This window comes from Beijerinckia sp. L45 (assembly GCF_009765775.1).
Lineage (GTDB): Bacteria > Pseudomonadota > Alphaproteobacteria > Rhizobiales > Beijerinckiaceae > RH-AL1.
In genome coordinates, this window is sequence record NZ_LMUU01000035.1 from 1 (window position 1) to 26,299 (window position 26,299).

General features: G+C 65.4%; 21 protein-coding genes and 1 pseudogene. 17 read left to right on the plus strand and 5 right to left on the minus strand.

Features of this window, described 5'->3' with window-relative positions; translation table 11 throughout:
* The 14 genes from GSQ79_RS03050 to GSQ79_RS03115 all read left to right on the plus strand — a co-directional run.
* Window positions 1–186, plus strand: a 186-nt coding sequence (locus GSQ79_RS03050) for an FAD-linked oxidase C-terminal domain-containing protein (RefSeq protein WP_305764607.1), incomplete at its 5' end; no start/stop codon positions are given.
* A gap of 4 nt (window positions 187–190) precedes the next feature.
* Window positions 191–1,387 carry an FAD-binding protein gene (locus GSQ79_RS03055; RefSeq protein WP_158807268.1) on the plus strand — a complete coding sequence of 399 codons (1,197 nt, stop codon included), beginning with the start codon at window positions 191–193 and terminating at the stop codon, window positions 1,385–1,387.
* Between the two features lie 16 nt (window positions 1,388–1,403).
* Entirely contained in the window at window positions 1,404–2,705 is a 1,302-nt protein-coding gene (glcF, locus tag GSQ79_RS03060; RefSeq protein WP_158807269.1) for a glycolate oxidase subunit GlcF, read from the plus strand.
* Between the two features lie 218 nt (window positions 2,706–2,923).
* On the plus strand, window positions 2,924–3,094 hold the full coding sequence (locus GSQ79_RS03065; RefSeq protein ID WP_158807270.1) for a hypothetical protein: 171 nt from the start codon (window positions 2,924–2,926) through the stop codon (window positions 3,092–3,094).
* A gap of 318 nt (window positions 3,095–3,412) precedes the next feature.
* Window positions 3,413–4,081, plus strand: coding sequence for an XRE family transcriptional regulator (locus tag GSQ79_RS03070; protein ID WP_158807271.1), 669 nt, complete (start codon window positions 3,413–3,415; stop codon window positions 4,079–4,081).
* Between the two features lie 102 nt (window positions 4,082–4,183).
* Window positions 4,184–5,083: a glutamine amidotransferase family protein gene (locus GSQ79_RS03075; protein ID WP_158807272.1), complete on the plus strand. Its 900-nt coding sequence runs from the start codon at window positions 4,184–4,186 to the stop codon at window positions 5,081–5,083.
* A complete protein-coding gene (locus GSQ79_RS03080; protein ID WP_158807273.1) occupies window positions 5,083–5,772 on the plus strand; it encodes a protein glxC in 690 nt (229 codons plus the stop codon). Before GSQ79_RS03075 ends, GSQ79_RS03080 begins: the two co-directional genes overlap by 1 nt.
* Window positions 5,772–7,106: an FMN-binding glutamate synthase family protein gene (locus GSQ79_RS03085; RefSeq protein WP_158807274.1), complete on the plus strand. Its 1,335-nt coding sequence runs from the start codon at window positions 5,772–5,774 to the stop codon at window positions 7,104–7,106. The genes GSQ79_RS03080 and GSQ79_RS03085 overlap by 1 nt, the downstream gene beginning before the upstream one ends.
* A 74-nt stretch (window positions 7,107–7,180) precedes the next feature.
* Window positions 7,181–8,476: a type III glutamate--ammonia ligase gene (gene glnT / locus GSQ79_RS03090; protein WP_158807275.1), complete on the plus strand. Its 1,296-nt coding sequence runs from the start codon at window positions 7,181–7,183 to the stop codon at window positions 8,474–8,476.
* 117 nt (window positions 8,477–8,593) lie between these two features.
* Window positions 8,594–9,844 carry a sarcosine oxidase subunit beta family protein gene (locus tag GSQ79_RS03095; RefSeq protein ID WP_158807276.1) on the plus strand — a complete coding sequence of 417 codons (1,251 nt, stop codon included), beginning with the start codon at window positions 8,594–8,596 and terminating at the stop codon, window positions 9,842–9,844.
* A gap of 11 nt (window positions 9,845–9,855) precedes the next feature.
* On the plus strand, window positions 9,856–10,146 hold the full coding sequence (locus tag GSQ79_RS03100; protein ID WP_158807277.1) for a sarcosine oxidase subunit delta: 291 nt from the start codon (window positions 9,856–9,858) through the stop codon (window positions 10,144–10,146).
* Window positions 10,143–13,178 carry a sarcosine oxidase subunit alpha family protein gene (locus GSQ79_RS03105; protein WP_158807278.1) on the plus strand — a complete coding sequence of 1,012 codons (3,036 nt, stop codon included), beginning with the start codon at window positions 10,143–10,145 and terminating at the stop codon, window positions 13,176–13,178. Before GSQ79_RS03100 ends, GSQ79_RS03105 begins: the two co-directional genes overlap by 4 nt.
* Window positions 13,171–13,788: a sarcosine oxidase subunit gamma gene (locus tag GSQ79_RS03110; protein ID WP_158807279.1), complete on the plus strand. Its 618-nt coding sequence runs from the start codon at window positions 13,171–13,173 to the stop codon at window positions 13,786–13,788. The genes GSQ79_RS03105 and GSQ79_RS03110 overlap by 8 nt, the downstream gene beginning before the upstream one ends.
* Before the next feature lie 183 nt (window positions 13,789–13,971).
* Entirely contained in the window at window positions 13,972–15,159 is a 1,188-nt protein-coding gene (locus GSQ79_RS03115) for an acyl-CoA dehydrogenase family protein (protein WP_158807280.1), read from the plus strand.
* Here GSQ79_RS03115 and GSQ79_RS03120 read toward each other — a convergent pair.
* A complete protein-coding gene (locus GSQ79_RS03120; RefSeq protein ID WP_158807281.1) occupies window positions 15,156–18,005 on the minus strand; it encodes a PAS domain S-box protein in 2,850 nt (949 codons plus the stop codon). The two genes, GSQ79_RS03115 and GSQ79_RS03120, sit on opposite strands and share 4 nt — an antisense overlap.
* 8 nt (window positions 18,006–18,013) lie before the next feature.
* Window positions 18,014–18,853 (minus strand): exodeoxyribonuclease III, encoded by an 840-nt coding sequence (locus tag GSQ79_RS03125; protein ID WP_158807282.1) that lies wholly within the window; start codon window positions 18,851–18,853, stop codon window positions 18,014–18,016.
* 194 nt (window positions 18,854–19,047) lie between these two features.
* Between GSQ79_RS03125 and GSQ79_RS03130 the strand changes: the two genes are divergently transcribed.
* Both GSQ79_RS03130 and GSQ79_RS03135 read left to right on the plus strand, forming a co-directional pair.
* Window positions 19,048–22,407 (plus strand): ATP-binding protein, encoded by a 3,360-nt coding sequence (locus GSQ79_RS03130; protein WP_158807301.1) that lies wholly within the window; start codon window positions 19,048–19,050, stop codon window positions 22,405–22,407.
* Window positions 22,404–23,333: a DNA-binding response regulator gene (locus GSQ79_RS03135; RefSeq protein ID WP_158807283.1), complete on the plus strand. Its 930-nt coding sequence runs from the start codon at window positions 22,404–22,406 to the stop codon at window positions 23,331–23,333. Before GSQ79_RS03130 ends, GSQ79_RS03135 begins: the two co-directional genes overlap by 4 nt.
* Window positions 23,334–23,370: 37 nt before the next feature.
* Here GSQ79_RS03135 and GSQ79_RS03140 read toward each other — a convergent pair whose 3' ends face one another.
* Both GSQ79_RS03140 and GSQ79_RS03145 read right to left on the minus strand, forming a co-directional pair.
* Window positions 23,371–23,682 (minus strand): hypothetical protein, encoded by a 312-nt coding sequence (locus tag GSQ79_RS03140; protein WP_158807284.1) that lies wholly within the window; start codon window positions 23,680–23,682, stop codon window positions 23,371–23,373.
* Window positions 23,683–23,730: 48 nt separating this feature from the next.
* A complete protein-coding gene (locus GSQ79_RS03145) occupies window positions 23,731–25,089 on the minus strand; it encodes a cytosine deaminase (RefSeq protein ID WP_158807285.1) in 1,359 nt (452 codons plus the stop codon).
* A 146-nt stretch (window positions 25,090–25,235) separates the two neighbouring features.
* Here GSQ79_RS03145 and GSQ79_RS03150 point away from each other — a divergent pair, with 146 nt between their 5' ends.
* On the plus strand, window positions 25,236–25,505 hold the full coding sequence (locus tag GSQ79_RS03150) for a DUF2312 domain-containing protein (RefSeq protein WP_158807286.1): 270 nt from the start codon (window positions 25,236–25,238) through the stop codon (window positions 25,503–25,505).
* 159 nt (window positions 25,506–25,664) lie between these two features.
* Here the strand turns inward: GSQ79_RS03150 and GSQ79_RS03155 are convergent.
* Window positions 25,665–26,018 (minus strand): annotated as a pseudogene (locus tag GSQ79_RS03155) (response regulator); the annotation flags it as partial.
* Window positions 26,019–26,299 lie beyond the last annotated feature (281 nt).

Consider the following 26,299-nt stretch of genomic DNA (forward strand, 5'->3'; position numbering starts at 1 on the left):
GACCTGATGGGGACGATGTTCACCGAGGTCGACCTGGCGCAGCAGCAGCGGTTGAAATGCGCCTTCGATCCCGAGCATCGGCTGAATCCGGGAAAAGTGTTCCCGACGCTGCATCGCTGCGCCGAACTCGGCAAGATGCACGTCCATGCCGGGAAAGTGCCGTTCCCCGAACTGCCGCGCTTCTGATCCCATGGACCTGTATCAACCGCGGACTGAAGAAGACGTGCTGGCCGTCGTGCAGGCGGCGATGAGCGCCGAGACGGCGCTGGAAATCGTCGGGCACGGCTCGAAGCGCGGGCTCGGCCATGCCGTCGATGCCACGGCGACGCTCGACGTCGGTGGACTGTCGGGTGTGACCATCTACGAGCCGACCGAGCTGGTGCTGCGGGCGCTGCCGGGCACGCCGATGACCGAGATCGTCGCGTTGCTCGACGCGCAGAACCAGGAGCTCGCCTTCGAGCCGATGGACCCGACAAAGCTGTGGCGCGGCAACCGTTCCGGCACGATCGGCGGCACCGTTGCGGTGAACGCCGGCGGTCCGCGCCGGATCAAGGCCGGCGCCGCGCGTGACCATGTGCTGGGCTTTCGCGCCGTCAGCGGCCGCGGCGACATTTTTAAGTCCGGTGGTCGCGTGGTCAAGAACGTCACCGGCTACGACCTCTCCAAGCTGATCGCCGGCTCGCACGGCACCTTGGCCGTGATGACCGAGGTGACGTTGAAAGTTCTGCCCAAGGCGGAGACCGAGCGGACGCTGCTGCTCTATGCCCGGGACGAGGCGACGTGCCTCGCCGCCCTGCGCGAATCGAGCGGCCTATCGCAGGAAGTGTCGAGCTTCGCCTGCCTTCCCGATGGCTGCTGGATCGACCTGCCACCTGGGCCTTGCGCCCTGATGCGGCTGGAAGGGCCGGGCATTTCCGTCGACAAGCGCTTCGAGGATCTCGTCGCGCAGTTCGGCCCGCGCGGCCGCGTCGACGATCTCGGCCACGACGCTTCGGTCCGCACCTGGGCCGCGGTGCGCGATGCGGTGCCCGTCGCCGATGCCGAAGGGCCTGTATGGCGCATTTCGACCGCGCCGAGCGAAGGCGGCCGCGTCGTCGAGGCGTTGCGCGCGGCCGGCGTGCCGCTCACCCGCTGGTACTACGACTGGGCCGGCGGACTGGTCTGGCTGGCGCTGGCCGAAGGCCCGTCGCATGCCGCAGACATCCGGCGCATCCTGGCACCGCACGGCGGCCACGCCACGCTGATGCGCGCAAGCGACTCCCTGCGCGCGACGACAGAAATCTTCCACCCGCAGCTTGCCCCGCTCGCGGCGCTGTCGCGGCGGGTGAAGGCGAGTTTCGATCCACTCAACATCTTGAACCGGGGACGCTTGGGCCTCGAAGCCTGAACGCTCGAGAACAATCATGCAGACCAGTTTCGCGCCCGCCCTGCTCGAACGCCCGGACTTCGCCTCGAGCGAGAAGATCGTGCGCAAATGCGTGCATTGCGGCTTCTGCACCTCGACCTGTCCGACATTTCTCCTGCTCGGCGAGGAGAACGATTCGCCGCGCGGCCGAATCTATCTCATCAAGGACATGCTGGAGAACGATCGCCCGGCCGATGCCGAGACGGTCAAGCACGTCGACCGCTGCCTCTCGTGCCTTTCCTGCATGACGACCTGCCCCTCAGGCGTGAACTATATGCACCTCGTCGATCACGCTCGGGCGCATATCGAAAAAACCTATACGCGGCCGCCGATGGATCGACTGCTGCGAAAAATGCTGGCCGTGGTGCTGCCGCGTCCGGCATTGTTCCGGCTGGCGCTGCAAGGTGCGAAGCTGGCGAAGCCGTTCCGCGCGGCGTTCCCGAAAAAACTTGCGGCGATGGTCGCGATGGCGCCGGCGGTCTTGCCAAAGGCCTCGCCGAGCGATCGCCCCAACGTCTATCCCGCCGAAGGCGTCAGGCGCATGCGCGTCGCGCTGCTCACGGGCTGTGCGCAAAAGGTGCTCGACCCCGCGATCAACGAGGCGACGATCCGGGTGCTGACTCGGCATGGCGCCGAGGTGGTGGTGATCGCCGGCGTCGGCTGCTGCGGCGCGCTGCCCCATCACATGGGCTACGAGAGCGAGGCGCACGGGCTGGCAGCGGGCAACATCAACGCCTTCGTCGCCGAGCGCGATGCCCACGGGCTCGACCACATTGTCATCAACACCTCGGGCTGCGGCACGACGGTGAAGGATTATGGGTTCATGTTCCGCAACGATGCTTTGCTGGCCGCGGCGGCGGCAGCGGTGTCGGGCTTGGCGAAGGACGTCAGCGAGGTGCTGGCGACGCTCGATGTCGCGCCGCGTGGCGCCGCCAAAGGCCTCAAGGTGGCCTACCACTCCGCCTGTTCATTGCAGCATGGGCAAAAGGTCACGCAGACCCCGATGATCCTGCTGGGGCAGGCCGGGTTCGAGGTCGTGCCGGTGCCCGAGGGCCACATCTGCTGCGGCTCGGCCGGCACCTATAACCTGCTGCAGCCGGAGATCGCGGGCCAACTGCGCGATCGCAAGGTGGCGAACATCGAGAAGACCAGGCCCGACGTGATCGCCGCAGGCAACATCGGCTGTATTGTTCAGATTGGCAGTGGCACCGGCCTGCCGATCGTCCATACCGTCCAGCTGATCGATTGGGCGACCGGCGGCCCCATGCCCGCAGCCCTTTCGCAACGAAACGCCATATGATTCAAGGTTGCAGCTGGAAGGATATGCTTGCTTAATACTGTTTTGCGCTCCAGAACGTTACTTTACGGATTAGGTTCCAGACAAAAAAATATTACCGAAACTTCCGGAAGACGGAGAAGATATTTCGTTTTGTTCATTGACGGTTCATCCGATTTTGGACAAAAAGGCGCCGTGTTTCCCGCGATGCGTAGGGCATGGCAGGAGCAAAGGAGCTTAAAATGATCAAGACCGTTCTGCTTGCCACGCTGCTCGCCGCTACCTCGATGACCGTTGTCTCCGCTGCGCGCGCTGACGACCACATGATGATGAAGAAGCACATGATGATGAAGCATCACATGATGATGAAGCACCACATGATGAAGAAGCGCATGATGCATCACGCCATGTGATTTGCCGGATCTTCGGATCCTGCCGCGAGGCCGCCTTCGGGCGGCCTTTTGCGTTTTGATGCCCGGCTCCAGGTAGCGTAAACTGTCGGGCGACCACCATGGGCGTTTCATTGCCCTCGGCGGAAGCCGTCACCCGATCCGGACCGTCACGCAGGTCCGGCGCGACGATTCGACTTCGGGCGGTACGCGGGGCATTGCCGACAAAACTGCACAGCCTTTCCGCTTTACTGAGCTTATTTTGCTAGACCGCCAATACGATGAGCCGTGGGCAGTAGAAAAAGGGGCTTGCGGTTCAAACGGCATAGCGCAGAATGAATTATGGCCAAATCCGCTCTCGCACGTCCTGGGCTTCGCGCACCCGCCGCCGACCCGACCGATCTCACGACCGGTTCGACGGCGCCTGTCGAAAGCCCCCGCACGCTCGAAAGTGCGCTCGGCCTGCAGATCCGGGTTTTGCGTCGGGAGCGGGAATTGTCGGTCGGCGATCTGTCGAACGCCGCCGGTATCTCGATCGGCATGGTTTCGAAAATCGAGAACGGCCAGATTTCGCCGTCGCTCTCCACCATCAACGCGATCGCCCATGCCTTGAACGTGCCGCTGAGCTCGCTCTTCACGGCTTTCGAGGATAAGCGAGACTGCTCCTTCGTCCCGAAAGGGCAGGGCGTGCTGATCGAGCGCCGGGGGACCAAGGTTGGGCACATCTACGAGTTGCTCGGCCATGCGATCGGCGGCGATGTCGTGGTGGAGCCCTACCTCATCACCCTCAACGACGATGCTTCGCCCTACACCGGCTTTCGCCACGCCGGAACCGAGTTCATCTACATGCTGAGCGGCGAGGTCGTGTACCGCCATGCCGACCGCACCTATCACATGAAGCCGGGCGACTCGCTGTTGTTTGACTCCGGCGGCGTCCATGGTCCCGAGACCCTCGTCGTGAAGCCGATGACCTATCTGTCGATCATCATCTATACCCGAAAGACCGGCTGACGCGCCGCGGCATTATCCTCTCAGGAAAGTTTGTTTCTTACCATTGACGCCGCCGCTGACCGTCCGTAAAGCTTTCATGGAGAGCGAAATTGCGGGGAGCCTATGTGCGGCATCGTTGGACTTTTCCTAAAAAATCCGGCCCTTGAGCCGCAGCTTGGCGCTATGCTCGGGCCGATGCTTGCCGCGATGAGCGAGCGCGGCCCCGACAGTGCGGGCTTTGCGGTGTACGGCCGCGACAGCGATGCCGGTGGCGTGAAGCTGACGCTCCGCGGTTCCGACCAGGGCGCCCTCAAGGCCGCCATCGCCACGCTCGAGCAGGCGCTTGGCGAAACTTTTACGTCGACGGCGCGCGATACCCACACCGTGCTCACGGTTCCAGCCTCCCGCGAACGCGCGGTGCGCAGCTGGATCGACGCCAACGCCCCTGGCATCGACGTGGTGAGCGTCGGCAAGCGGATGGAAATCTACAAGGAGGTCGGGCTGCCCGCCCGCGTCGCGCAGCGCTTCGATCTCGCCGGCATGACCGGGACGCACGCGATCGGCCACACCCGCATGGCGACGGAAAGCGCGGTGACCACCAACGGCGCGCATCCGTTCTCCACCGGCAACGATCAGTGCCTTGTGCATAATGGTTCGCTCTCGAACCACAATGGCATGCGCCGCACCCTGGAGCACAAGGGACTGCACTTCGTGACGCAGAACGATACCGAAGTTGCCGCCGGCTATCTGTCCTGGCGGATGAGCGAAGGCGATTCGCTTAAGGCTGCGCTCGAATCGAGCCTCACCGATCTCGACGGCTTCTTCACATTCGTCGTCGGCACCGAGACCGGTTTCGCGGTGGTTCGCGACCCCATCGCCTGCAAGCCGGCCGTGATGGCCGAGACCGACGACTACGTCGCCTTCGGGTCGGAATATCGGGCCCTCGTCGGTCTTCCCGGGATCGAGACGGCGCGCGTCTTCGAGCCCGAGCCGGCCACCGTCTACGCCTGGGAGCGTGCCTGATGCCGAACGTCGACCTCAGGCAGACCGCGCTTCGCGAACTCAACCAGGCCCTGCATCATCTGCGTCCCGATACCAACGAAACGCATTGGCTGATCGCCAATCCTGACGGCCGCCATGCCATCGCCTGCGGGCTCGATGCCGCGATCAGCGTCGAGATCGAGGGCAACGTCGGCTATTATTGCGCCGGCATGAACAAGCTGGCGAATGTCGTGATCAACGGCAATGCCGGCGTCGGCGTCGCCGAGAACATGATGTCGGGCCTCGTGCATGTACGCGGCGACGCCAGCCAGGCGGCCGGCGCCACGGCGCAAGGCGGCATGCTCGTCGTCGAGGGCAATGCCGGCGCGCGCTGCGGCATTTCGATGAAGGGCATCGACATCGTCGTCAAAGGCTCGATCGGCCATATGTCGGCGTTCATGGCGCAGGCGGGAACCCTTACCGTCCTCGGCGACGCCGGCGAAGCGCTCGGCGACTCCCTGTATGAGGCCAAACTGTTCGTCCGCGGCTCGGTGAAGAGCCTCGGCGCTGACTGCGTGGAAAAGCCGATGCGCGACGAACATCGCGAGCTGCTGCACGCCAAGCTCACCGCCGCCGGTCTCAACGGCGAGATCGATATCGGCGAGTTCAAGCGCTACGGCTCGGCCCGCACGCTTTATCATTTTCACGTCGACAACGCCGGAGCCTACTGATGGACGATCACGCCCGGAAGGCCCGGACGTTGCCGCGTTTCTCCGCGACCTTCGATCCCGCGACGATGGCAGAGATCCGCCGCGCGGCGGCGACCGGCATCTACGATATCCGTGGTGCCGGCGCCAAGCGCAAGCTGCCGCATTTCGACGACCTGCTGTTCCTCGGCGCCTCGATCAGCCGTTATCCGCTGGAGGGCTATCGCGAGCGTTGCAGCACCGAGGTCGTGCTTGGCGGGCGTTTCGCCAAGAAGCCGATTACGCTGAAGACGCCGATCACCATCGCCGGCATGAGCTTTGGCTCGCTCTCCGCCAACGCCAAGGAAGCGTTGGGGCGTGGCGCGACGCTCGCCGGCACCTCGACGACGACGGGCGACGGCGGCATGACGCAGGAAGAGCGCGGCCATTCGCAGACGCTGGTCTATCAATATCTGCCGTCGCGCTATGGGATGAATCCCGACGATCTGCGCAAGGCGGACGCGATCGAGATCGTCATCGGCCAGGGCGCCAAGCCCGGCGGTGGCGGCATGCTGCTCGGCCAAAAAATCACCGAGCGCGTCGCCGGCATGCGCTGCCTCCCCCCCGGCATCGACCAGCGCTCGGCCTCGCGGCATCCGGACTGGACGGGGCCGGACGATCTTGAGATCAAGATGGAAGAACTGCGCGAGATCACGGATTGGGAGAAGCCGATCTACGTCAAGGTCGGCGCCAGCCGGCCGTACTATGATACCGCGCTCGCCGCCAAATCCGGCGCCGACGTGGTGGTCATCGACGGCATGCAGGGCGGCACGGCGGCGACGCAGGACGTCTTCATCGAGAACGTCGGGATCCCGACGTTGGCGGCGATCCGTCCCGCGGTGCAGGCGCTGCAGGATCTCGGGCTGCACCGAAAGGTTCAGCTGATCATCTCCGGCGGCATTCGCTCCGGCGCCGATGTCGCCAAGGCGCTGGCGCTCGGCGCGGACGCCGTGGCGATCGGCACCGGCGCGCTCATCGCGCTCGGCGACAACGACCCGATGTGGGAAGACGAATACCAGGCGCTCGGCACCACCGCCGGCGCCTACGACGACTGGCACGAGGGTCGTGACCCTGCGGGGATCACCACGCAGGATCCGGAACTCAGCGCGCGTCTCGATCCCGTCCTGGCCGGGCGGCGCCTGGCAAACTACTTGGCGGTGATGACGCTGGAAGCCCAAACCATCGCCCGCGCCTGCGGAAAATCGCATCTGCACAATCTCGAGCCGGAAGACCTCGTGGCGCTGACCATCGAGGCCGCCGCGATGGCCGGCGTGCCTTTGGCGGGAACGACATGGATCCCGGGCAGAACGGGTTTCTGACACGCCGCGATCGCTTCGGCGGTCGGGACCAAACGACGCGTAGGGGCCGCCGGGTCGGTGGCAGGAGGAAAACAATGTCCGATCTCGAAGCTGTCGCTAAAGAACGCGGCATCAAGTATTTTCTGATCTCCTACACCGATCTGTTCGGCAGCCAGCGCGCCAAGCTGGTGCCGGCCTCGGCGATCAACGCGATGGTCGAGGACGGCGCGGGCTTTGCCGGCTTCGCCACCTGGCTCGACATGAGCCCGGCCGACCCCGACCTTTTCGCGATGGCCGATCCGGCGAGCCTGATCCAGCTGCCGTGGAAGCCGGAGGTTGGCTGGCTCGCCGCCGATCTCTACATGAACGGCAAGCCGGTGGAGCAGGGCCCGCGCAACATCCTGAAGCGCCTCATCGCGGATGCCGCGAGCGAGGGGTTGCAGATGAAGACCGGCGTCGAATGCGAGTTCTTCCTCATCACGCCGAATGGTTCGGCGCCGGCCGATCTGGCCGACAGGCAGATGAAGCCCTGCTACGACCAGTCCGCGCTGATGCGCCGCTACGACGTCGTCGCCGAGATCTGCGACGCGATGCTGACGCTGGGGTGGAAACCCTACCAGAACGATCACGAGGACGCCAACGGCCAGTTCGAGATGAACTGGGCCTATGACGATGCGCTGATCACCGCCGACCGCCACGCCTTCTTCAAATACATGACCCGCTCGATCGCGGAAAAGCACGGCTTTCGCGCCACCTTCATGCCGAAGCCGTTCATGGACCTGACCGGATCCGGCTGCCATGCGCACGTTTCGCTGTGGAAGGACGGCAAGAACGTCTTCGCCGACAAAAGCGACGAGCTCGGCCTGTCGCAGGAGGGCTACCACTTCATCGGCGGCATCATCCATTCCGCCGATGCGCTGGCCGCGATCACCAATCCGACGGTGAACTCCTACAAGCGCATCAACGCGCCGCGCACGACGTCGGGAGCGACCTGGGCGCCGAACTCGGTGACCTATACCGGCAACAACCGCACGCACATGATCCGCATTCCCGACAACGGCCGCTTCGAGTTCCGCCTCGCCGATGGCGCCGCCAACCCGTACCTGCTGCAGGCCGGCATTCTCGCCGCAGGACTCGACGGTCTGCGCAACAAGCGCGATCCCGGCAAACGCCTCGACATCAACATGTACACCGACGGGCACCTCGTCGAAAACGTGAAGAAGCTGCCGCTCAACATGCTCGACGCGATCCGCGCGCTGGACGGCTGCAGCGTCCTCAACGAGGCCTTCGGCAGTTTCGTCCCCTCCTATCTCAAGCTGAAGACCGAGGAATGGAACGCCTATTCGCGCCATCTCACGGAGTGGGAACGCGACAACACGCTCGACTGCTGAACACTCAAGCCCGCGACATGCCTTGGAGGGCCGCACGCGCCCTTCAAGCTGACCATCGCGGGCGAAACGGGAGCGGCGCGTTGCCTCCGGCGCGACGCCGAACGTCCAGGACCTGACATGCGCTATTCCCTTCTTTCCGTTCTGCAGCAGGCCTTCAAGGGCCAGCGCGACTGGACGCCGCAATGGCGCGACGCCGCGCCGAAGGCTTCCTACGACGTCATCATCGTCGGCGGCGGCGGCCACGGGCTGGCGACGGCCTATTACCTCGCCGAACAGCACGGCATCCGCAATGTCGCGGTGCTGGAGCGCAGCCACGTCGGCTCCGGCAACATCGGGCGCAACACGACCATCGTGCGCTCCAACTATCTGCTGCCGGGCAACGTGCCGTTCTACGAAAAGTCGATGCAGCTTTGGGAGCGTCTGGAGCAGGACATCAACTACAACGCCATGGTCAGCCAGCGCGGCGTGCTGAACCTCTACCATACAGATGGCCAGCGCGACGCCTATGCGCGGCGCGGCAACGGGATGCGAATCAACGGGATCGACGCCGAATTGCTCGACCAGGATCAGGTGCGGGCGATGGTGCCGTTCCTCGATTTCGACAATGCCCGCTTTCCGATTCAGGGCGGACTGCTGCAGCGGCGCGGCGGCACCGTGCGTCACGATGCGGTGGCCTGGGGCTATGCGCGGGCGGCGAGCGATCGTGGCGTGGATATCATTCAAAATTGCGCGGTGACCGGCATTCGCCGCGAGAACGGCCGCGTGGTTGGGGTCGACACCACGCGGGGATACATCGGTGCCAAGAAGGTCGGGCTGGCCGTTGCTGGCGCCAGCTCGCAGCTCGCGGCGATGGTCGACATGCGCCTGCCGATCGAAAGCCACGTGCTCACTGCCTTCGTCAGCGAGGGGTTGAAGCCGCTTATCGACACCGTGGTCACGTTCGGCGCCGGCCACTTCTATGTCAGCCAGTCCGACAAGGGCGGCCTCGTCTTCGGCGGCGATATCGACGGCTACAATTCCTACGCCAGCCGCGGCAACCTCGCGACGATCGAGGACGTGATGGAAGGCGGCATGGCGCTGTGGCCGGGACTTGGCCGCCTGCGTGTGCTGCGCCACTGGGGCGGCGTGATGGACATGTCGATGGATGGGTCGCCGATCATCGACAAGACCCATATCGAGGGCCTCTATCTCAACGCCGGCTGGTGCTACGGCGGCTTTAAAGCGACGCCGGCCTCCGGCTTCTGTTTTGCCCACACTATCGCCAATGATGCGCCGCATGCGCTCAACGCCGCCTTCCGTCTCGATCGTTTCGCTACCGGCGCGGTGATCGACGAAAAGGGCGTCGGCGCCCAACCGAACCTGCACTGAGGAGAGAGCACATGCGCATCGACTGCCCATGCTGTGGCCTCCGCGACAACGGCGAATTCACATATCTCGGCGACGCCTCTCCGGCGCGGCCCGACGGCATGGACGCGAGCCCCGCGGCCATGCTGGACTACGTCTATCGCCGCGACAATCCAGCGGGACCGCACCGCGAGCTCTGGTACCACGGTGCCGGCTGCCGCTCCTGGCTCGTCGTCACCCGCGACACCCGCACCCACGACATTGCCGAGGTTGCCTTCGCGCGCGATGCGGCGCGCGCCCGCGACGCTGAAAAGGCCGTCCCATGAGCCTCGCCCTCGATCGCGCCACCAGCGCGGCTGCCCCGGCTACGTCCCCGGCCACGCTGCAGCCGTTCCGCACCGCTGCCGGCGGGCTTATCGACCGATCGCAGCCGCTTCCCTTCACGTTCGACGGGCACGCCTACACCGGCGTCGCCGGCGATACGCTGGCCTCGGCGCTGCTCGCCAACGGCGTGCGTCTTGTCGGCCGTTCTTTCAAATATCACCGGCCGCGCGGCATTCTGTCCGCCGGCTCGGAGGAGCCGAACGCGCTCGTGGAGCTGCGCACCGGGGCGCGGCGCGAGCCGAACACGCGCGCCACCGTCGCGGAGCTCTACGAGGGGCTCGAGACCGCCAGCCAAAACCGCTGGCCATCGTTGCGCTACGATGCCTTGTCGATCAATGCGTTGGCCGCGCCGGTCTTCGCCGCCGGCTTCTATTACAAGACATTCATGTGGCCGGCGTCGTTCTGGGAAAAACTCTACGAGCCGCTGATTCGCCGCGCCGCGGGGCTCGGCCGCGCGGCGGAGGCACCGGACCCCGATCACTATGATCGCATGCATGCGCACTGCGACGTGCTGGTCATCGGCGGTGGTCCGGCTGGCCTTGCCGCCGCGCTCGCTGCGGGCCGCGCCGGCGCGCGGGTGATCCTGGTCGACGAAGAGGCGACGCCGGGGGGCCGGCTTCTGGCGGAGCGCCGCACGATCGGTGCACTAGCCGGCACCACGTGGGCAGGCGACGCCATCGGCGAGCTCCGCGCCATGCCGGACGTGCGCATCCTCAGCCGCACCACGCTGTTCGGCGTCTACGACCACGGACAGTATGGCGCTATCGAGCGCGTCAGCGATCATGTGGCGGTCCCGGAAGAGCACGCGCCGCGCCAGCGCTACTGGCGCATCGCCGCCAAGCGCGCGATCCTCGCGGCCGGCGCAATCGAGCGGCCGCATGTGTTCGGCGGCAACGATCGGCCCGGCGTGATGCTGGCGGGCGCCGTGCGCGCCTACATCAATAAATACGGCGTTTTGCCCGGCCGCGAATTCGCGGTCTTTACGACCAGCGACGACGGATGGCGCACGGTCGCCGATGCCGTGGCCGCTGGCGCTCGTGTGGTGGCCGTCATTGACTCCCGTTTTGAAGTCCGCGCCGGCCTGACGCAGGCGGCCGTCGCGGCCGGGGCGCGGATTATGCTCGGCGCGCAGGTTATCGACACCGCGGGCCGCCCCGAGCTCGCCGCCATCACGGTGATGAGCGACGCCGGCCGCACGGAGACGATCCGCTGCGATTGCCTTGCCATGGCCAATGGTTGGAACCCCATCGTCCACCTCGATTCCCACCTCAGCCGCAAGCCGGTGTGGGATGCGCGCATCAGCGCCTTCGTTCCCGGCGGACTCCCGGGTGGCATGACGGCGGTCGGCGCGGCCAAGGGACAGTTTCTTCTGTCCGACTGTCTCGACGGCGGTGCCCGCGCCGGTGCTGCAGCTGCCGCGGACTGCGGCTTTGCGGCGGTGTCCCCGCCACCATATACGACCGACCCAGAAAGCGATGCCCACGAGCCCCTGTGGCGGGCCAGGGCCGGCAGGGGTAAGGCCTTCGTCGATTTCCAGAACGACGTCGCCGCAACCGATATCGAACTCGCGCATCGCGAAGGATTCCGCGCCGTCGAGCATCTCAAGCGCTATACGACGCTCGGCATGGCGACCGACCAGGGTAAGACGTCCAACATGGCCGGCCTCGGCATCATGGCCGAGCTGACGGGCCAGCCGCTGCCGCAGGTCGGCACCACCGTTTTTCGGCCGCCGTTCACGCCGGTAGCGATCGGGGCGCTGGCCGGGCACCATCGCGGCCAGGACTTTCGCGCGACGCGCCACACCCCGTCGCATGGCTGGGCCGAGGCCAACGGCGCCGTCTTCGTCACTTCGGGCCAGTGGCTGCGCGCTGCCTATTTTCCGCAAACCGGCGAAACCGATTGGCTTGAAACGGTACGCCGCGAGGTCTCGACCGTGCGTAGCGCCGTCGGCATCTGCGACGTATCGACATTCGGCAAGATCGATATCCAAGGGCGCGATGCGATCAAGCTCATCGACAAGGTCTGCGCCAACGCCTTCGCCTCGCTGCCGGTCGGCAAGGCACGCTATGCGATCGTGTTACGCGAAGACGGCTTCGTGATGGATGACGGCACCGTCACGCGGCTCGGCGATACGCATTTCGTCATGACGGCGTCCACCGCCAACGCGGCGCGAGTGATGCAACACCTCGAATATGCGCACCAGTGGCTCTATCCCCATCTCGACGTGCAGATGACGTCGGTGAGCGAGCAATGGGCGCAGTTCGCCATTGCCGGGCCGCATGCTCGCGACACGCTGCGCAGAATTATCGATCCCGCTGTCGACATCAGCAACGAGGCCTTTCCGTTTCTCGCCGCGGCGGCGATCACGGTTGGCGGCGGCATCGCGGCGCGGCTGTTCCGCATCTCGTTCTCCGGAGAACTCGCCTACGAACTGGCTGTGCCGGCCGGCTACGGCGACGCGGCGTGGCGCGCGATTCTCAATGCCGGCGCCTCGTATGGGATCACACCATATGGCACCGAGGCGCTGAGCGTCATGCGCATCGAGAAAGGGCATGTGGCGACGGCTGAGATCAATGGCCAGACCACCGCGCGCGATCTCGGCCTCGGCGGCATGATGGCCAAGAAGAAAGACTTTATTGGCCGCCTGATGAAAGAGCGCCCGGCCTTGATCGAGCCGGAGCGGCCGATCGTCGTCGGCGTCAGGCCGGTCGACCCGAACGATCGGATTCGCGCGGGCAGCCATTTCATCGGCGTCGACGTGACGCCGGGGCCCGAGGCGGACGAAGGCTATCTCACCTCCGTCGCCTTCTCGCCGGTGCTCGGCCAGTGGATCGGGATCGGGCTGCTGAAGAATGGCGCGCAGCGCCATGGCGAACGCGTGCGCGCCTATGATCCCGTGCGCAACGGCGACGTCGTCGTGGAGATCTGCGCGCCGTGCTTTGTCGACCCGAAGGAGGAGAAGCTTCGTGTCTGATTCCGCGCCAACAACATGGCAGCAGCGCAGCGGCTGGGCCGGCGTCACACAGACGGGCCGCTTCGGGCGTGCCGGCGGGGATCCGGGCGTCCGCCTCGATCTGCTCGGACGCCAGGCGCTTGCCACGATCATCGTCCGGCCGGGCGAAGAGGCTGCGCTCGATCGCTTGATGCAGGAGCGTCTGGGCGTCGCGCTTCCAGCAACGGGCCGCGCGGCCTTCGCGAGTGCCGGCAGCCTCGTCTGGTCGGCGCCGGGACAATGGCTGGTCATGGGGCCTGCGGCGTCGGCGCTTGCCGATCTGCCGCAGCGCCTCGCCGGCGTTGCCGCTGTGACCGATCAAAGCGATGGCCGCGCACTGGTTCGTGTCGGTGGTGCCGACGCCCGTGCGCTGCTCGCCAAAGGCGTGTCGATCGACTTGCATCCATCCGTGTTTGCGGCGGGCGCGACGGCCGTCACCAGCGTGGCGCATATCAACATCCAGCTGTGGCAGGTCGACGATGCGCCGACCTACGTGCTGGCGGTCCCGCGCGGCTTCGCCGGCAGTTTTTGGTCCTGGTTGACCGCGGCAGCGGCGGAATATGGTTATGACGTGCAGCAAGTGCCGGCCTGACATCCGTGCGGAACAGGGCCAAACGGTCTTGGGCAAAAGGTGACGGCAAGGGCCAATCGGACCATCGCGCGTTTGCCGGCGACGCGATATAGCAAGCTTGCAGGCGTGGGCTTCAGCCTGGCCATTCGAGGTCGAGGCGCTGATCCTGATATGGTGGCCATCATCTGATCGAGGATTCCGCGGATGACATCGGGAAGCGCGCCCCACAAAACCTTTGATTGGACCGATCCGCTGGATCTGGCGTCGCGCCTCACCGACGACGAACGGATGATCGCCGACGCGGCGCGGTCCTATGCGCGGGACAGGTTGCTGCCGCGGGTGGTCTCGGCCTTTGCCGACGAGCGCTTCGATCGCGAGATTATGAGCGAGATGGGCGAACGCGGGTTTCTCGGCGCGATGCTGCCGGAGGCCTACGGGGGCGCCGGTGCCGGCCATGTCGCCTATGGCCTCATTGCCCGCGAGATCGAGGCGGTCGATTCCGGCTACCGCTCGGCGATGAGCGTCCAGTCTTCTCTCGCGATGTATCCGATCCATGCCTTCGGCTCGGAGACGCAGAAGCGGCGGTTTCTGCCGAAAATGGCGCGCGGGGACCTGATCGGCTGTTTCGGCCTCACGGAAGCGGACGGCGGGTCGGACCCTTCAGCAATGCGCACGCGGGCGCAAAAGGTCGACGGCGGCTACGTGCTCACCGGAGCGAAATACTGGATCACCAATTCGCCGATCTGCGACATTGCCATCGTCTGGGCCAAGCTCGAGGGTGACATCACCGGCTTCATCGTCGAGCGTGGCTTTGCCGGCTTTACCACGCAGGTGATCGGCGACAAATTGAGCCTGCGCGCCTCTGTCACCGGCGACATCGGGCTCGCCGACGTCTTCGTGCCGGACGAGAACCGGCTGCCCGGCGTCCGCGGCCTCCGCGGCCCGTTCTCCTGCCTCAACAAGGCGCGCTACGGCATTGCCTGGGGCGCGCTTGGCGCGGCGGAATTCTGCCTCCATGCCACGCGCGACTATGTGCTGGAGCGGCAATTGTTCGGGCGTCCGCTCGCCGGGCGGCAGCTGGTGCAGAAGAAGCTCGCCGATATGATGACCGACATTTCACTCGGCTATGAGGGCGCGCTGGCGCTCGGGCGGATGCTCGACCAGGGCGCCTTCGTGCCCGAGGCCATCTCCATGCTGAAGCGCAACAACTGCGCCAAGGCCCTGGCGATCGCGCGCGAGGCGCGCGACATGCACGGCGGCGCCGGCATCACCGGCCAGCATCATGTCATGCGTCATACGATGAACCTGGAGACGGTGAACACCTACGAAGGCGCGTCCGATGTCCACGCGTTGATCCTCGGGCGTGCGATCACCGGGCTCTCCGCCTTTTAGTCGATCGTCTCCTCGGCGATCAGCCTTTCGATGCGGCTGGCCAAGACGTCCATCGCAAAGGGCTTGGTCAGGATCTGCATGCCCGGCTCGAGCTGGCCGTTCTTGATCACGGTGGTTTCGGCGTAGCCGGTGATGAACAACACCTTCAGCGTCGGCCGCACCACGCGCCCGGCATCGGCGAGCTGGCGCCCGTTCATCCCGCCGGGCAGGCCGACGTCGGTGACGAGCATGTCGACATGGGCGTCGGAGCGCAGCACGGCGAGGCCGGCGAGCCCGTCCGCGGCTTCGATGGCGGTATAGCCGAGGTCTTCCAGCACCTCCGTGATCAGCGTCCGCACGCTTGGCTCGTCGTCGACGACCAGCACCGTGCCGCCGCGTTCACCCGTCGAGGCTTCTGCCGGATGATCCCGCTCCTCCGCCTCACCGGCATGACCCTCATGGCGGGGCAGGTAGATGAGCATCGTCGTCCCGCGGCCGGGTTCGGAGTCGATCCGCACCTGTCCGCCCGATTGCCGTGCGAAGCCGTAGATCATCGACAGGCCGAGCCCTGTTCCTTGGCCGAGCGGCTTGGTGGTGAAGAACGGGTCGAAGGCGCGCTTGATGACGTCGGGCGTCATGCCCGTTCCGGTGTCGGCGACGCTGAGGCAGAGGTACTGGCCGGGCGGCAGCTCGCGCTGGCGTGCGGCGCGCCCTTCCAAGGGGACGTTCGCCGTCTCGATGGTCAGGCGCCCGCCATCCGGCATCGCGTCACGCGCGTTGATGCAGAGGTTGAGCAGCGCGTTCTCGAGCTGATTGGGATCGACGAGCGTGGTCCAGAGATCGGTGGCGCGGACGACCGCGATGTCGATCGAGGGACCGACGGTACGGCGGACCATCTCCTCCATCTCCGTCACCAGGCGATTGATGTCGGTCGGCTTGGGGTCGAGCGTCTGCCTGCGGGAGAAGGCGAGCAGCCGGTGGGTCAGCGCCGCGGCGCGCTTGGCGGCGCCTTGAGCCGCGGTAATGTAGCGGTCGATATCGCTGATGCGGCCCTTGGCGACCTTCGATTGCAGGAGGTCGAGATTGCCGGTGATGCCGGTGAGCAGATTGTTGAAATCATGCGCGAGGCCGCCGGTAAGCTGGCCCACGGCCTCCATCTTCTGCGCCTGCCGCAGCTGGTCTTCCGCCGTGCGAAGGGCGGCGACCTGTTCGCGTTCGGCCGTCGTATGCCGTCCGCTGGCGTAGACTTTGCCGTCCTCGAATGCGGCGGTCCAGGCAAACCATCGATAGGTCCCGTCCTTGTGCAGCAGGCGGTAGTCGAAAGCTTCGACAAGCGGCTTCTCGAAAATCGTCTTGAAGGCGGCGACGGTCGCATCCACGTCGTCGGGATGCGCCAGCGTCTTGAACGGGTGGCCGACGAGGTCGGCAGGCTCCCAACCGAGCAATTCCGTCACCGCCGCGTTGACCGCGGTCAGCACGCCGTCCATCTCGACGACGACAAGCAGGTCCTTCGACAGCCGCCAGGCGCGGTCGCGCTCCCGGGTCCGCTCGTCGACCTGCCGCTCGAGGGTCTTGTTGAGGTGTTCGAGGCGCGCTTCCGCCACTTTGCGGTCATGGATCTCGATCGCGATGCCGATCCAGCTTCGGACGCTGCCGTCGTCGTTGCGGATCGGAATGCCGCGCGCCAGAAACCAGCGGTAGGCGCCGTCGCTGGCGCGGCAGAACGGGATCTCGATCTCGTAGGACGAGGCCGTGGCAACCGCTTGCTGCCAGGTCTTGAAAACGGATTCACGGAAGTCCGGCCGGATCACGCTGACCCAACCATTGCCGCTTGTGTCCCCGATGGTCAGCCCGGTGTAGTCGTACCAATACGGATTGCAGTAGGTGATGGCGGCCTGCGCATCGCCGAACCACACCATCTGCGGGCTGACTTCGGTCAACGAACGCAGCTGCAGCGCGCTTTCCTCAAGCTTTTCGGCGCCGATCCGCTGCTGGGTGCGATCGCGCAGGATCTTGAGATAGCCGATGTGCTCCTCGGCATCGGACAGCAGCGGCATCATTTCGCCATTGGCCCAGAACACCGAGCCGTCCTTGCGGCGGTGCCATCGTTCGTCCCAGCCACGGCCCGTCTCGCGCGCCGCCTTCATTTCCCGCTCGGGCACGCCGTCGGCGTCATCCTCGATGGTGAAGAACAGCCGGGCCGGCTTGCCGCAGATCTCGTCTTCGCGCCAGCCGAGGATCTGTTCGGCGCCTTCGCTCCAACTGGTGACCAAGCCTTCACGGTCCATGGTGATGATGGCGTAATCGGCAGCGCTGGTGACGATCTGCCGGTGAAGCGCGTCGTCCTCGCGCTGTTTCCGCAGCGCTCTGCGTAACTCCATCTGCGTCATCACTTGGCGCGCCAGGATTTTCAGGGTCGTGGCCTGATCGGCCGTCAGTCCCCCCGGTCGCGGCACGGAGTCGATGACACAAACCGCACCAAGGATTTCGCCGTCCGGCGTCTCGATGGGAGCGCCGGCGTAGAATCGAATATGCGGTTCGCCGGTCACCAGCGGGTTGCTTCGCGTGCGCGCATCCGCCGTCAGATCGGGAATGACGAGGATGCCGCGTTCGACCAGGACATGGGAGCAGACGGACTGGTCCAGCGGGGTCTCGCACGCGGAAAACCCGAGCCGCGCCTTGAACCATTGGCGGTCCGCGGCGACGAAGCTGACGAGTGCGACGGGCGTCGCGCAGACCTGAGACGCCAGCTGCACGACGTCGTCGAAGCCGGTTTCTGCAATTGTATCAAGGATGTCGTATCGTTCCAGCGCCGCGAGGCGGAACGTCTCGTCGCGGGATAGCACAGGGTCAATCGCTGTCGTCATGGTCTTCTTTACCGATCCCGTCGACGACGACCAAGCATTTCATCATTGTTTAAAGCGGGGGTCCGCTTGCGCGGCCTATCGGCGAGGACGATCCAGGCGGGCGCATGGTCGCTCGCCCCGTCGACGCCCCGTACGGCCTTGTCGACGCCAGCGTCGGCGAGCCGAAGCGCGAGGTCGGCGCTCAGCAGCAGGTGATCCAGCCGGAGCCCGGCGTCGCGACCCCAGCGCTGGCGCTTATAATCCCAGAACGTGTAGCACGGCGTATCGGGGTGCCGCGTGCGGATGGCGTCGGTCCAGCCCTGGTCCACAAGCCGGCGAAAGGCGGCGCGGCTTTCCGGCTGGAGCAACGCGTCTTCGCTCCAGGATGTCGTGGGATAGATGTCGACGGCCGTCGGCACGACGTTGTAATCGCCGGCAAGCACCGCCGGGACACCCGCTGCCTTGAGGCTGGCGGCATGAGCGATGAGGCGATCAAACCAGGCGAGCTTGTAGTCGAATTTAGGTCCCGGGCGCGGATTGCCGTTGGGCAGGTAGAGCGAGGCGATCAGCACGCCGCCGACGGCCGCCTCGATGTAGCGGCTTTGCGTATCGTCCGGGTCGCCCGGAAGCGCGTTTCGGGTAAGGACAGGCTCGGCGCCCTTGGCCAGAATGGCGACGCCGTTCCAGGTTTTCTGGCCGGCCCACACGGCGCCATAGCCGGCCTGCTGGATGGCCGAAAGCGGGAACTTGGCGCCCGCTGCCTTGAGCTCCTGAAGACAGACGACATCCGGCGCCGCGGCGGCGAGCCACGCCAGCAGGTTCGGCAGCCGACGGTTGATGTTGTTGATGTTGAAGGTCGCGATTTTCATGGACGGCTCGATCGAGAGCGCATGAGCCCGGAGGCCGGTCGGCGTTGCAGGTGACGCTTCGCCGAGGGGGCAATGGCCGGGCGCGGCAACGGTTCAAATGCCGCGCCGCTTGATACGGGCGCCCCGGCAGTGGCATGGATCATGCGGAAGCACCTTGGCCCTCAATGCAGGCGCCGGTGCTCGGAAAAGGGACGATGGTCGGCCGGCAAAGAATTGATCGCGTTAGGCGCGAGTACAATCAGTGGGTGGCGAACGAGACGCTGGAAGACTTCGCGCTGCGCTTCACCGCGAAGAGCGCGCGGCGCTGGTCCTCGACCAAGGTCGGCAACACGGCGCTCGGCGCGATCTCGTTCCTCGCTCTCGAGGCGATCGGCGGCTCGATCACGCTGAACTACGGCTACATCAACGCCACGGCAGCCATCGTCGCGGTCGCCATCGTCATCTTCCTGACCGCCGTGCCGATCTGCTTCTCCGCCGCCAAATATGGCGTCGACATCGATCTGCTGACGCGCGGCGCGGGCTTCGGCTACATCGGTTCGACGATCACCTCGCTGATCTACGCCTCGTTCACCTTCATCTTCTTCGCCATCGAATCCGTCATTCTCGCTATGGCGCTAGAACTCTGCCTCGGGATCCCGCGTCCGATCGGCTATCTCATCAGCGCTCTGGCGGTGATCCCGCTGGTCACCTACGGCATCGCCGCGATCAGCCGGTTCCAGGTTTGGACGCAGCCGATCTGGATCGCAATGAACGTCGTGCCGATCGTGGTCATCGCGATGCGCGATCCACAGGCCTGGACCGAATGGCAGGCTTTCGCCGGCGACCAGAACGTCGACGGCGGCTTCCACCTCGCGATGTTCGGTGCGGCCGCCTCCGTCACCATCGCGCTCATCGTCCAGGTCGGCGAGCAGGTCGATTTTCTGCGCTTCCTGCCGGATCGGCGCAACAAGCGGAAGATGTGGTGGGTGGCGCTGCTGTCGGCCGGCCCCGGCTGGATCGTCGTCGGTGCGCTCAAATTGTTCGCCGGCTCGTTCCTGGCCGTCGTCGCCCTGCGCGCCGGCGTCCCGCGCGCCGCCGCGGGCGATCCGCCACAGATGTATGCGATTGCGTTCCAGACCTTCGCTTCGCCGCCCATCGCCCTGGCCCTGACGTGCGTGTTCGTGGTCGTCTGCCAGCTCAAGATCAACGTTACCAACGCCTATGCCGGGTCGATTGCCTGGTCGAATTTCTTTTCGCGTCTCACGCATTCCCACCCGGGTCGCGTCGTGTGGCTGATCTTCAACGTCCTCGTCGCGCTGCTGGTGATGGAGCTCGGCGTGTACCGGGCGCTGGAGCAGACGCTCGCCATCTATTCGAGCGTGGCGGTCGCCTGGGTCGGCGCGATCGTCGCCGATCTCGTCATCAACAAGCCGCTCGGCCTCAGCCCGCCGACGATCGAGTTCCGGCGCGCGCATTTGTACGACATCAACCCCGTCGGCGTCGGCGCCATGGCGATCGCGACGATGGTGTCGGGTCTCGCGCTGTTCGACGTGTTCGGCGCCACGGCGCGGGCCTTGACGCCGTTCCTGTCGCTTGGCGTCTCGATGGCCTGCGTGCCGCTCATCGCCTTGCTGACCGGCAGCAAATTCTATCTGGCGCGCCAGCCCGAGACGAATTGGCAGGGCGCGACGGTGGTACGCTGCTGCATCTGCGAACATTCCTTCGAGCCCGAAGACATGGCGTCCTGCCCGGCCTATGCCGGGCCGATCTGCTCCTTGTGCTGCTCGCTCGATGCGCGCTGCCACGACATGTGCAAGCCTCACGCGCGCCTCCACGATCAGCTCGCTGCGGGGCTGACGGCCGCCGTGCCGCGAGCGCTGCAGCGCTTCGTCGTCCCGCATGTCGTCGAATATATCCTCGCCTTCCTGGTTTCGATCGTCCTGATCGTTCTTACCCTGGGCATGATCGGCCTGCAGATGGCGGCGGATCACCGCATCGACGGCACCGTCGTCTCGGAAACCCTGTGGAAGGTGTTCTTCTCGCTGCTGATCGTCGTGGCGGTGGTGAGCTGGCTGTTCGGCCTCGTCCAGGTCAGCCGCCGCGCCGCGCAGAACGAGACGCTGCGGCAGACGCAATTGCTGATGGACGAAATCGACGCCCATGAGCGCACGGATGCCGCGCTGAAGCGCGCCAAGGAAGTTGCCGAAGCCGCCAACTTCGCCAAGAGCCGCTATGTCGTCGGCCTGAGTCACGAGCTTCGCACGCCGTTGAATACGATCATGGGGTATGCGCAGCTCCTGGAACGCGACCAGGCGATGCTGCCGAAGCCGCGGCGGCAGATTGCGGTCATGCGGCGCAGCGCCAACCATCTCTCCGGTCTGATCGATGGTTTGCTCGACATCTCCAAGATCGAGGCGGGCCGCCTCGATCTGTCCCGCGACGAAGTCTCGGTCCGCGATTTTTTGACGCAACTTGTCGACATGTTCGCGGTGCAGGCTGCGGCCAAGGGCATCGAATTCACCTTCCGGATGTCGCCCGACCTGCCGGCGACGGTCGCGATGGACGAAAAGCGGTTGCGGCAGATCCTGATCAACCTTCTGTCCAACGCCATCAAGTTCACCCAGATCGGCCGCGTGTCGCTCGACATCGCCTATCGCAACGAGGTTGCCGAATTCGTGATCCGGGATACCGGCCCCGGCATCCCCGCCGCCGATCGCGAGCGCATCTTCGAACCGTTCGAGCGGCTGAAGGTAATCGGCGCGCCCGAAGCGGGAACTGGGTTGGGCCTGACCATCTGCCGGCTGCTTTCGGGCGTGATGGGCGGCGACATCAAGGTCGCCAGCGAGCCGGGCGTCGGCAGCGCCTTTACGCTGAAGCTGTTTCTGCCGCGGATTAACGATCCGAAGCGTATGGCGAGCGGCGGCGGCCTCGTCGACGGGCCTTTGGGGCGAGGCCGAACCATTCTCATCATCGATGACGATCCGGCGCATCGCGACATGGTGCAGGAAGCCCTGGCGCCGCTCGAATTCGCCATCCTTTGCGCCGCCGACGGCGCCGCTGGCCTCGAAATTGCCGACGCAATCCAGCCGGACCTGTTTTTGCTGGACATCGAGATGCCCGGAGACGATGGATGGCAAATTGCCGAGAAGCTCCGGGCTCGAGGCCACAGCCAGGCTAAGATCGTGATGCTTTCGGCAAGCGCGATGGAAGAATACCGCAGTGCGATCGCGCTGCCGTTTCACGACGACTTCATCATGAAGCCGGTCGATATCACCCGCCTGACGGAAACCGTGGTTTCGCTCCTTGGGCTTCAAACCAGCGGCGAAAGCATCGTCGTTCCCATCGCGCGCCCGATCGACGAGATGGTGCTGGCTTTGCCGGACCCGCAATATCTCCGCGACCTCGTGCGCCATTGCGAGATCGGCTACGTCAGAGGTTTGCGCGCCACCTTGTCGGAGATCAGCGCGACCGACGACGCCGCACGGCCCTTCGTTGCCTATATGCTCGGATTCGTCGATGATCTCGACATGCGCGGGCTAATGGCCGCGCTCGAACGCCTGGGCACGCCGGCATGAAGCGCGAGCGCGGCGAAGACATCGTTCTGGTCGTCGACGACTCACCGGATACGGTTCGACTGCTGACCGATGTGCTCGACGATGCCGGGATGACCGTGATGGTCGCGCTCGACGGCGCCGCCGCGATCAAGATCGCGATGCGTCTGCGGCCGGACATCGTGCTGATGGATGCCGTCATGCCGGGCATGGACGGTTTTGAGACCTGCCGCCAGTTGAAGCAGCTCGCCGGCTTCGACAACGTGCCGGTGCTGTTCATGACCGGGCTCACCGAGCCGGAGCACAGCGTCCGCGGATTCCAGGCGGGCGGGGCGGATTACGTCACCAAGCCGATCGTTATCGAGGCGATGCTCGCGCGCATGGGCGTCCACCTGACCAATGCGCGAAAGATCCAGAGCGCGCGGATGGCGCTCGACGCCGCCGACCGTTTTCTCGTGGCGACCGATCGCAACGGTGAAATCCGCTGGTTCACGCCGCAAGCCTATCGGCTGCTCGAGCAGCGGTTCGCCAGCGGCGAGCCCAACGAACTGCGCCTGCCGGACGGCGTGCTGAGCTGGGTGCGTGCGCGCCTCGAAACCGGCCAAAGCACCGCCGCGCAGCCGGGTGGCGACCTCGATTTTTCGCAAGACGGCGCGCAGACGCGGATCAGTTTTCTCGGCGAGACCGAGCGCGGCGAGATCCTGCTGCGTATCGCGGACGCTTCGGCGCAGGATCCGCTCGCGATGATCAAACTGCGCTACGGGCTGACTCAACGCGAGGCGGAAGTGCTCTCGTGGATCGCGCGCGGAAAATCCAACCGCGACATCGCGGCGATCCTGTCGCTTAGCCCACGCACCGTCGACAAGCACCTCGAGATCATCTTCAACAAGCTGCAGGTCGAAAACCGTACCGCCGCCGCCGCGCTGATTCTGCGATCGGGCGCGTCGTAGCACAGGTTCTGAAAATTGGTGACCTTCGGGTTTGGCCTCATTTTGAACTTAGGGCCTGGCGGCCTAGCTCGGTCCATTCACCGACATTTGTGTTGAGTCTTTGCATGAGGCCATAGGCCTCAAGCACACAGAGCGCGTCCTCTGCCGCGCTAAAGCCGCCAGCATACAAACCATCGCCATCAGATTTCCGAAGAAATCTTGCGGCTGACCGAGCTAACGTTTCGATTAGCTTGCGGTCTCCCTTGGCATCACTGAAGCCACTAGCAACGAAAACTTCGAGATCCTGTCCTGTGTATTGGAAGGCCATTCCTTTGATCGCGTCTAATAATCTTAGTTTGCGATTCTCCATCTAAGTCTTTCGCTTCTCGCTTAATGTCAGGCAAAACCGGTTTTTTCGTCAGCTCGCTATGCTCGCATCCAGCTGCGCATAGCTTGGCGGCGTTGCGCCGAGCGGCTTGCCGCGCTTGATCACGATGCGGTCGGCATGGTGCCGGGTCACCATCTGGTTCAGGGTTTTGCATCCCAGGATGATGAGGTCGGCAGGGCCCCCGACACGGATCGTCCCGGTATCTTTGAGACGCATCGCGGCCGCCGGCACCGGCCCCGCGAGGCCCGGTGCGAGGTCCAGCGGGTGGTCGAAATGCAGGATGCGGATCGCTTGGCGCAGCGTGTCCAGCATGTCGTGGTCGCCATAGGCGTAAAAGGCGTCCCGGCAATTGTCGCCGGCCACCGCGACCGCAATGCCGGCGGCGATGAGCTCGTGCACCGGGGCGACGCCGCGCCAGCGCGGGGTGCGACCGGCGCCGCGATCCTGCAGATACATGTTCACCGTCGGCAGGGTGACGATGCTGATGCCGGCCGCCGCCACCAGCGCGATGGTGGCGGCGGCTTGCGCCGGCGGTTGCACCGCCAGACTGCAGCAATGGCCGCAGGTCACCCGGCCCTCGTAGCCGTGGCGCAGCGTGGCGCGCGCCACCGCGTCGAGCGCGGCAGCGGCCGGGTCGCCAGTCTCGTCGACGTGCAGGTCGATGTCGAGATCGCGCTCGGCGGCGAGGGCGAACAGCCGGTCGAGGAGGCCGTCGATATTTTCCATCGGCTCGCCGTGCAAGCCGCCGCTGGCGCGGGTCACCCCGCCGATGAGGCCGCCGGAGGTTGCGACGATATCGGCAAGACGGCGGGCGTGGTCGGTGGCGTAGACGTCGATCGGGACGAGGCCGACCGCCTGCAGGGCGATCCGGCCGGCCCACGCGTCCCGGAGCTCGCGGAACACGCCCCAGCTCGTCGCCGCCTGATCGCGGTGCGGCCCGTCGTCGTTGGAATCGAGGTGGGTGCGGATGGCGCCGACGCCATGCGCCTCGGCGCAGGCCAGGCCGAACGTCATGCGGCGGCGCAGATCGGCTTCGTCCCAGAAGCCGATCCGATCGGCCATCGTGGCGTCCCGCGCGCTGACGAAGCTGCCGTCGGGGTTCGGGGTCCGGGCGACGGTATGGCCCTTGTCGAGATGGGTATGCATGTCGACCAGCGTCGGCCAGACCTGGCGTCCGCCGAGGTCCAGGGCGCCTTCGGGCGGCGTCGAGTCGGCGGCGGCGATGCGGGTGACCCGTCCGTCGGCGATGGACATGTCGACCAGCACGCACCCGTCGCCGTCGCGGTCGGCATCGGGCGGCGCGCCATCGGCGAGGAAGATGGCGGGCACGCGCGCGCGATGAAGTGCGTAGTCGCGCGAGGCCGGGATGGTCAGAGGGGAAGTCGTCATGAAGGCTGCTGGTCCGAGGTTCGGCGCAATGATCGCATGTCCCAACGGCAGGTCAAAGGCGCCGCGGCACCCGATCGCGCGATCGCCTTAACCAAGCGCTTACCAAGCCTGCGGCAGGGTGCGCCTCCACTCATGAAGGAGACACCATGTCTGATTCCGTTGGCATCGCGGGCGACCGCATCCGCTCGTTCGTCGAGAGGATCGAGCACCTCGAAGAGGAGCTGCAGGCGCTGAACGAAGGCAAGAAGGAGGTGTTCGCCGAGGCCAAGGGCGAGGGGTTCGACGTCAAGATCCTGAAGGAGATCATCAAGATCCGGAAGCAGGACAAAGACGAGCGCGATGAGCACGAAACGCTGCTCGACGTCTATATGCAGGCGATGGATCACGCCGAGCCGGAGACAGCCAAGGCGGCTTAGCACGCGATTCGATGCTCCTGGCGCGTGGCCACTGGCCCCGCGCTAGGAGCCAAGCCGTCGGGGGGAGGCCGGCCTCGCGACAGGCGGAACGAAACTGCCGTCGAACCGGAAGCGCGGTGCGCCGCTTCCCTTGGGCTCGAAAACCCCGATGATGGCGGCCCGGAGCAGCGCCGTGTTGAACGGTTTTAGGATATAGTCGGTCGCGCCCGCGTCGCGCGCTGCGGCGACGTACTGCGGCCGCGACTCGATCGTCGCCATGATGAACGGCACATCCGTGTAGTGCGGATCGGCGCGAACGCGCTGCAGCAGTTGGAACCCGGTGACCGGCTCCATATGCCAGTCGGAGATGATCAGGTCGTAGCGCTGCGTTTGCAGCTTCTCGAGCGCCTCGGCGCCGTTCAGGGCCCCGTCGACGTTTTCATAGCCGATGCGTCGCAAGTCGTCGCGTATGATGCGAACGACGAGCGCATAGTCGTCGACGACGAGAATGGGCATGCGTCTTGTGGGGGCCATGCGAATGAGTCTTCGGCCGAGTGAATTGGCTAAAAAAAGGTTTTGTTCTTATGACGTCGAGCAGAGCGGACAATCGTTACCATCGGCTGAATAGCAATAGGATATGACGATCAGGTAACGCCAACGTTAAAGAGAGATGCATAGGCACAGTATATACTATCGTCGATACTGGCTGCGGCAGCGTGGCCGCATTCGGAGTGCCGGTGGCGGGACGGCAATCGTCGGTCGTGGTGCCTCGACGCCGCGGCGGTGCGCGCCAAAAACGTTAAGGCCGACTCAGG